Here is a 6109-nt window from a genome sequence, read left to right as displayed (position 1 = left end):
GTCCATCTCCTGGAGGGGCTCTTCCTCGGTTCGCAGGCCTTCCAGCGGGCCGTCGGGCAGCGCGAACGGCTGCTGGCGCTGGGCTCGTTGTCCGCGGGGCTCACGCATGAGCTCAACAACCCGGCCGCGGCGGCGGTGCGCGCGACGGCGACCCTGCGCGAAAGGGTCGGCAAGATGCGGCACAAGCTCGCCGTCATCGCGCAGGGGAACTACGCACCCGAGGTCATGGCCAACCTCATCGACATCCAGGAGCGCACGGCCGAACGGGTCGCGAAGGCACCGACGTTGAGCCCATTGGAGGCGTCGGACCGTGAGGACACGCTGAGCGACTGGCTCGACGACCACGGCATCCAGGAGGGCTGGCGGATCGCGCCGACCTTCGTGCAGGCCGGCCTCGACGTCGACTGGCTGGACCAGGTCGCGGCCGCCTTGGACGAGGAGCTCCTGCCGAGTGCCATCGGCTGGCTCAACTACACCGTCGAGACCGAGCTGTTGATGGACGAGATCAACGACTCCACGGCCCGGATCTCGCATCTCGTCGACGCGGCGAAGCAGTACTCCCAGCTGGACCGGGCACCGTACCAGGTCGCCGACGTGCACGAACTCCTCGACAGCACCCTGCTGATGCTGTCCGGGAAGATCGGGCGGCAGATCAAGGTGGTCAAGGAGTACGACCGGGCCCTGCCGAGGATTCCTGCCTACCCGGCCGAGCTCAACCAGGTGTGGACGAACCTCATCGACAACGCGGTGCAGGCCATCAACAGCGTGGGCGGCGAAGGGACGCTGACCGTCCGGACGGCTCTCGAACACGACCGGCTGCTCGTGGAGTTCCGGGACACCGGGCCGGGAGTGCCGCCGGACATCCGGGGGCGGATCTTCGACCCCTTCTTCACCACCAAGCCCGTGGGTGAGGGCACGGGGCTCGGGCTCGACATCTCCTGGCGGATCGTGGTCAACAAGCACCACGGGACGCTTCAGGTGGAGTCCTCGCCGGGCGATACCCGGTTCCAGGTGCTGCTTCCGCTGACCGCCGTGGACAACGACACGACCGAGGAGTCCGAATGACCGACGTCAAGGGGATCGACCCGAGCGTGCCGCCGAGCGGGGACGGGTGTGTGGAGTGCGACGCGGCGGGCGGCTGGTGGTTCCATCTGCGGCGGTGTGCGCAGTGCGGGCACGTGGGGTGCTGTGACTCCTCGCCGGGGCAGCATGCCACCGGGCACTTCCGGGATTCCGGGCATCCTCTGGTGCAGAGCTTCGAGCCGGGTGAGGAGTGGTTCTGGAACTTCGAGACGGGTGAGATGTTCGAGGCGGGGCCGGAGTTGGCTGCGCCGGGGAGTCATCCGGTGGGGCAGCCGGCGCCTGGCCCGGAGGGGCGGGTGCCGGCTGATTGGGCGCGGGTGTTGCGGCGATGAGCGCCTGAGAGCTCGGGACGATCGGTGCGACGGCGGGTGCGGGTCGTGTGTGGTTGATCGCGCCCCCGCGGCGGAGCCGCATATTGACACAGCCCCGCGCCCCTGGGCAGATCACGCCGCTGTCAGTGCCAAGTGCCAGGATGTATGCGTGTCGCAGATCTCCATCAGTGCGCCTCTCATCGGGCGTGAAGACGAGCTTGACCGGCTTTCCGGGGTGCTGGAAAGGGCCCGGGGCGGGGAGGCTCGGGCTGTGCTCGTCGCCGGGGACGCCGGGGTCGGTAAGACGCGGTTGCTCGACGAAGTCATGGGACGGGCGGCTGCCGGCGGGATGACCGTGCTCGCCGGGCACTGTGTCGACCTCGGGGATGTCGGGCTGCCGTATCTGCCGTTCACCGAGGTGTTGGGGGTACTGGCAGGTGATGAGCGGTTCTCCGGTGTCGTCTCGTCCCATCCGGCCGTGGAGCGGTTGCTGGGAGGGGGTTCTCCAGGGGATTCCGGTGGGCGGCTTCGGTTGTTCGAGGGGATCGCGGGGCTGCTCGCCGATCTGGCGGACATCGCTCCTCTGCTGCTTGTCCTGGAGGATCTGCACTGGGCGGACCAGTCGTCACGGGATCTGTTGCGGTTTCTGCTCAGCCGGGGCATCTTGCAGCGGGCGGCCGGCGGGGTGCCCACGCATCGGCTGGCGGTGCTCGCCTCCTACCGGGCCGACGACCTGCACCGGCGTCACCCGTTGCGTCCGCTGCTCGCCGAGCTGGTGCGGCTGCCCGCCGTCGAGCGGCTGGAGCTGCGGCCCATGGGCGACGCCGAGGTCGCGCGGCTGGTGCGGGCGCTGCGGGAAGGGCCGCTGCCGGACACCACGGTCAGGCGGATCGTCGAGCGGGCCGAGGGCAACGCCTTCTATGCCGAGGAACTGCTCGCCGCCACCGGTAGTGGGGACGGTGGAGTGCCCAGCGGGCTCGCCGACGTGCTGCTGATCCGGTTCGAGCAGCTCTCCGACACCGCCCAGCAGGTGCTGCGTACCGCCGCGGTGGCCGGGCGGCGGGTCGAGCACGACCTGTTGCGGGACGCCGTAGGACTGCCCGAGGAGGAGCTGGAGGCCGCGCTGCGGGAGGCCATCGGGCGGCAGGTGCTGGTGCCGGGTGACGGGGACACTTATGCGTTCCGGCATGCCCTGGCCCGTGAGGCCGTCTACGCCGACCTGCTGCCGGGTGAGCGGGCGCGGCTGCACGGGGCGTTCGCCCGGCTGCTCGACGGGCGGGGGAACCGGGCCGAGAGCGCGGCGGAACGGGCCCATCACTATCGGGAGAGCCATGATCTGGCCCCCGCCCTCGCCGCCTCGCTGGAGGCCGCCGACCACGCGCTGCGGGTGGGGGCGCCCGCCGAGGAGCTACGGCACCTGGAGGCGGCCCTCGACCTGTGGTCGGCGGTGGAGGCGTCCGCGCGGCCCACGGGTGAGGGGGTCGACCGGGTACGGCTCATGCTGCGGGCCTCGGCGGCGGCCGCGCACACCGGCGAACTGCACCGGGCGGTCTCGCTCACCCGGGCCGCGATGGCCGGCGTCGGTCAGGAGGCGGACTCCGAACTCGCCGCCCGGGTGCGCTACACGCTCGCCGGGAACCTGATGACCGTCGACAACCTCACCGCGGCCTTCGCCTACAGCAGCGAGGCGCTCGACATGATCCCCGCCGATCCCCCGTCCCGTACCTGGGTGTGGGCCGCGGCGACACATGTGCTGGCGGCCCGCCACGTCGGGGAGAACGAGACCGCGCTGCGGGTCGCGCGCCAGGCCCTCGCAAGGGCGGAGGAGATGGGCGTGATCGACGCCCAGGCGGACCTGCTGATCTCCCTGGCGGTCCTCGAGGGCGACGGCCGTCGCTCGGTGGAGGGGCGGGAGCGGTTGCGGCGGGCGCGGGAGCTGGCCCGCAGTTCGGGCAACGCGCCGGTGGAGGTGCGCGCCCTGTTCAATCTCGCCATCGGCACCTTCGAGTCCGGGCACCTGGACGAGTGTCTGCCCTGGATCACGGAGGGACTGGACCGCGCTCGCAGGGCCGGGCTGCTGTCGTCGCCGTATCCGATGGAGATGCGCTATCTCCATCTGGTGGTGCTGTACACACTGGGCCGCTGGGACGAGTGTGTCCGGGCGGCGAGCACCGATGCCGAGGTGCTGCCCGCGTCCGGTGGCTACAGGGTCGCCCCCGCGCTCTACGTGGCCCTCGCGCGCGGTGACTTCAAGGCCGCCGACCGGGCGCGGACGCTGCTGGAGGGGCCGTTCGACTGGATGGCCACGCTCGTCGCGGGCATCGCGCTGACCGAGGCGGCGGCGTTGCGGAGCGATGCGGAGGAGGCCGTGGAGCGGATGCGATCCACCGTCGCGGCGCTGACCGACGACACGGGCACGCCTCCCCATGTCACCGTCCGGCTGGCCGCCCTCGCATTGTCCGCGGTCGCCGACCGGGCCACCGATCTGCGTCTGAAGGGAGACCAGGAAGGAGCGCGGCGGTGGGCGGATACCGCGACCGAACTGCTGGAGCCGGCCAGGGCCCTCGCCGTGCACGGCGGAGTGCCGCAGGGCCCGGAGGGGCAGGCGTGGCTGGCGCGGGCCGAGGCGGAGTGGACGCGGGCCGTGTCGGGGCCGGACGTGGAGGCCTGGGCGAAGGCGGTCGCCGCGTTCGACTTCGGTGACGTGTACGAGCCGGCGCGCTGCCGGCTGCGGTACGCCGAGGCCCTGCTCGCCGCCGAGCGGCGTGAGGAGGCCGCGGCCGAGGCGCGTGCGGCTCGCGAGGTGTTCGCCCGGCTCGGCGCCAAGGTGCTCCTGGAGCAGGTGGACGAGCTGATCAGGCGCGGTCGGCTGGCCGACGCCCCGCCCACCGCGTCCCTGCTCACCGCCCGCGAGCAGGACGTGCTGCGGCTGCTCGCCAGGGGTCGCAGCAACCGGCAGATCGGCGAGGAGCTGTTCATCACCGGCAAGACGGCGAGCGTGCATGTCTCCAACATCCTCGCCAAGCTGGGCGCGGCGAGCCGTACCGAGGCGGTGGCCGTCGCCTACCGGCAGGGGCTGATCACCCCGGAGACGGCGGCCGACGGCTGACCGGCCTTCAGTGCCGTGTGCAGTTCAGGCTGTTCAGGTCGACGGCGTCGGCCATCGCCTGCATCCCCTTGTCGTTGGGGTGGATGTGGTCCCCGCCGTCGAAGGCGGGCAGCATCCGCTCTTGGTCGTAGGGGCTGCGCAGGATGCGGTCGAAGTCGGTGACCGCGTCGAACTCCTCGCGGTGGCTCCTGATGAACGCGTTGACCTCCTGGCGTACGGCCTCGGCGGCCGGGTCCCATTCCGGCCAGCCCTTGAAGGGGGCGATGGTGGAGACGACCACGCACTTCCCAGCGTCGTGCGCCCGGTCGACGATCTGGCGGTAACCGCCGATCAGGTCCGGTGCGGTGACACCGGTGTGCGCCTTGAGGTCGTTGACGCCCTCGAAGAGGAACACCGTGCGCACGCCCGGCTGGGAGAGGACGTCCCGGTCCAGCCGGTTCAGGGCGCTGGGTCCGGAGCCGTCGGCCAGCACCTTGTTGCCGGCGATCCCCTCGTCGGCCACGCCCTTGACCGTGGTGTGCGCCTTCTGGAGCCGGCGGGCGAGGTAGTCGGGCCAGCGGCGGTTTCGGTCGGTCGTGGACTGCCAGCCGTCGGTGATGGAATCGCCGAGCGCGACCACGGCACCGGTGGCCGCGGCTGTGCGCACCGAGACGGCGTCGAGGTAGAACCAGGATCCGACGGTCTCGGTCCAGTGGGTGCCGCTCTCCTCGGCGGTGTGGTCGCCGTGGGTGGAGTACGACGTCTGCAAGGCCATCCAGTGGCCGGTGACCGGGCCCGCCCCGCCCGGGGTGTGGACACTGACGACCAGGTTCGACTCGGCGGCCAGCTTCCCGGGCAGTGGGTCGCTGTAGGCGGTGGCGCCGGGTTCCACGGTGACGGAGGACGACCCGTCGAAGGTGAGCCGGCGATTGGTGCCGGGCACCAGATCGGCGTTCTTCAGCTGGAGGCCGGCGTAGACGCTGTCGAAGGTCACCGGCTGGTCCCCGAAGGCATTGGAGAGCCGGATGCGCGGGTCCCGGCCGCCGACGCTGGTGTGCACGACCATGCGATAGCCGCGGTCGGCGTCCGCCAGACCGATGCGGTAGGCGCTCGTGCCCCAGGTGATCACCCCGTCCGGCGGGCTGACGACGGCGGGTGCGGGCGTGGCCTGGAGCGCGGCGGCCGCCACGGTGACGGCAAGCAGCCGGGCCCCGCGGGTGATCCGGCGCCTCATCGACCAAAGCCCTTCAGGGTGACGGTGTTACCCGGCTTCAGTGTCACCGTGCGGGTGCTTCCCGCGTACGCGACCGTCGTGGTGCGGCCGCCGACGCTGCGGATCCGTGCTTCGGTCGGTTTCCCATCCCGCCAGCGTAGATCGACGACAAATCCGCCGCGGGCGTTCGCTCCGGACAGGGAGCCGGAGGCGGCCCGGGCGTCGGGCAGGGCGGGCAGGAGTTCCAGGTGGCCGGGGCGGGAGTAGAGCAGCATCTCGATCATCGCGGCAGGAGTACCCAGGTTGGCGTCGATCTGAAAGATTCCGCGGCCCCTTTCCACCTCGTAGATGTCGAACAGGTCGAAGGCCGTGCCGTTGCTGCCGCCGCTGGAGGGGGCGGAGGTTGTCGGCGGG

The 6109-nt window shown here is 71.5% G+C and carries 4 protein-coding genes and 1 pseudogene; 3 read left to right on the top strand and 2 right to left on the bottom strand.

Annotation, left to right across the window (positions count from 1 at the left end):
• The 3 genes from AB0D34_RS38330 to AB0D34_RS38320 all read left to right on the top strand — a co-directional run.
• Positions 1–1065: ATP-binding protein (locus AB0D34_RS38330; protein WP_362670557.1), on the top strand; the 1065-nt coding region annotated here is incomplete at its 5' end.
• Positions 1062–1415: a UBP-type zinc finger domain-containing protein gene (locus tag AB0D34_RS38325; RefSeq protein ID WP_362670555.1), complete on the top strand. Its 354-nt coding sequence runs from the start codon at positions 1062–1064 to the stop codon at positions 1413–1415. The genes AB0D34_RS38330 and AB0D34_RS38325, both read left to right, overlap by 4 nt.
• A 148-nt stretch (positions 1416–1563) precedes the next feature.
• Positions 1564–4503 (top strand): AAA family ATPase, encoded by a 2940-nt coding sequence (locus AB0D34_RS38320; RefSeq protein ID WP_362670553.1) that lies wholly within the window; start codon positions 1564–1566, stop codon positions 4501–4503.
• Positions 4504–4510: 7 nt separating this feature from the next.
• Here AB0D34_RS38320 and AB0D34_RS38315 read toward each other — a convergent pair whose 3' ends face one another.
• Both AB0D34_RS38315 and AB0D34_RS38310 read right to left on the bottom strand, forming a co-directional pair.
• Positions 4511–5716, bottom strand: a complete 1206-nt coding sequence (locus AB0D34_RS38315; RefSeq protein WP_362670550.1) for an SGNH/GDSL hydrolase family protein — start codon at positions 5714–5716, stop codon at positions 4511–4513.
• Positions 5713–6100, bottom strand: a pseudogene (locus tag AB0D34_RS38310) (glycoside hydrolase family 95-like protein); the annotation flags it as partial. The gene AB0D34_RS38315 and the pseudogene AB0D34_RS38310, both read right to left, overlap by 4 nt.
• Between the last annotated feature and the right edge of the window lie 9 nt (positions 6101–6109).

Origin of the sequence: Streptomyces sp. NPDC048420, from assembly GCF_040651535.1 — a bacterium.
Taxonomy (GTDB): Bacteria; Actinomycetota; Actinomycetes; order Streptomycetales; family Streptomycetaceae; genus Streptomyces.
The sequence above is the reverse complement of the archived record's forward strand: the minus strand, read 5'-3'. Positions and strand labels throughout refer to the sequence as shown.

Excerpts from the sequence above, each read along its gene's own strand:
- AB0D34_RS38325 (WP_362670555.1), top strand. The coding sequence starts at position 1,062 with ATGACCGACGTCAAGGGGATCGACCCGAGCGTGCCGCCGAGCGGGGAC.
- AB0D34_RS38315 (WP_362670550.1), bottom strand. The coding sequence starts at position 5,716 with ATGAGGCGCCGGATCACCCGCGGGGCCCGGCTGCTTGCCGTCACCGTG.